Origin of the sequence: Aquimarina mytili (assembly GCF_016735115.1) — a bacterium.
GTDB lineage: Bacteria > Bacteroidota > Bacteroidia > Flavobacteriales > Flavobacteriaceae > Aquimarina > Aquimarina mytili.
In genome coordinates, this window is sequence record NZ_JAERQJ010000027.1 from 1 (window position 1) to 1392 (window position 1392).

The window sequence follows — 1392 nt, forward strand, 5'->3', positions numbered from 1 at the left end:
TATAGCATCGATGAAAAAGCAGTAAGTCGAGTATCTTTAAAATGAACTAAAAATTAAAGATATGAATACTCAAATTACCGCTTGCCCTAAGTTATACATTGGTATCGACATTCACAAGCGAAGCTGGAAGGTTCACTGTGCTACAGAATTGTTTTCGGGTAAATCTTTCAGTATGGCTCCCGATCCAGAGCAATTGCAAAAGTATGTCACGAAGCACTTTATCGACCACCAAGTAAGTGTAGCTTATGAAGCCGGCTGCTGCGGCTATTACGCTCATCGTTGTTTCGAGAGTTATGGTTGGCGCTCTTTGGTTGTGAATCCAGCCGATATACATAGAAAGGGCAAGGAGAAACATACCAAAACGGATCGGATAGACGCTCAATTGATAGCTCGCGAACTCAAAGATGGTCGTTTAGGAAGTATAGTAATACCAGATATAGAGCGCGAACAACTTCGCAGTCTTTTCAGACGTCGCAACGACCTGGTGAAAGATTTCAGGCGAATCAAGAGTTATATCAAGATGCAGTTGTTGTATTTTGGTATCAAGGAGCCCGAGGAGTTCGACAATGACCATTGGAGCCATAAGTATCGTAATTGGTTGGACGATATGATTTTCGAACACCCCACGGCCAAGGCCACCTTGGATAGTAGGATACGTTTCTTCCGTTTTGTGGACCAAGAACTTCGCGATGTCTCTACGCAGCTAAGAAGGTATTGCAAGGTCCATTACAAGAAGGATTATATGTTGCTCAGGAGCATTCCGGGTATCGGGGGTATAGTTGCCTGTGGTATTCTATGTGAGTTGGGAGATCTGCGCAGGTTCAATAGCGTGAAGCATTTGGCCGGTTATGTAGGTCTTGTTCCCAGTGTGCACCAAAGTGGGGAGAATCAAAAAACAATGGGCATGACACCTAGAGCACATCGGTTAATACGATCTTACTTCGTAGAGGCATCTTGGCAAGCGATACGCACAGACCCTGTAATGCAAACCTATTATCGCAAGCATATAGGGAAGAACGTAAAGAGTATCATCGTTAAGGTAGCACGAAAACTATTGAGCAGAACCCTAGCGGTTATAAAAACGGAAACACCTTATGAAATAGGGGTTGTTTCATAAAAGGGTAACATTATAAACCAATAACGAAGCTCGTCAAAAAGTAGCAAGGACAGTATCACAAAACAACGTGGGTGATCTTGATTTATCGGGAATCACATTTATAGCAAGTGAGCTGTTCTATTATAACTTATAATCATACAGATGCCGGTGAACCCCATAAATGGTGTATCACATATAGGATGCTGAGCAAGTTATATTAAAAGAAAAAAGATGGTTTAAAGCAAAAAGGAAATATTTATTAACTTTAGAGAACTGGACTAAGGCTTTTCATAGGA

Annotated in this window: 1 protein-coding gene; it reads left to right on the forward strand. The window is 41.6% G+C overall.

Going from position 1 to position 1392, the window contains the following annotated elements:
• Positions 1-61: 61 nt before the first annotated feature.
• Positions 62-1117 carry an IS110 family RNA-guided transposase gene (locus tag JJQ60_RS21855; RefSeq protein ID WP_201924771.1) on the forward strand — a complete coding sequence of 352 codons (1056 nt, stop codon included), beginning with the start codon at positions 62-64 and terminating at the stop codon, positions 1115-1117.
• The last annotated feature ends 275 nt before the right edge of the window (positions 1118-1392 follow it).

Bases quoted from the DNA above. Each gene is read 5' to 3' on its own strand.
- JJQ60_RS21855 (WP_201924771.1), top strand. From the start codon at position 62: ATGAATACTCAAATTACCGCTTGCCCTAAGTTATACATTGGTATCGAC.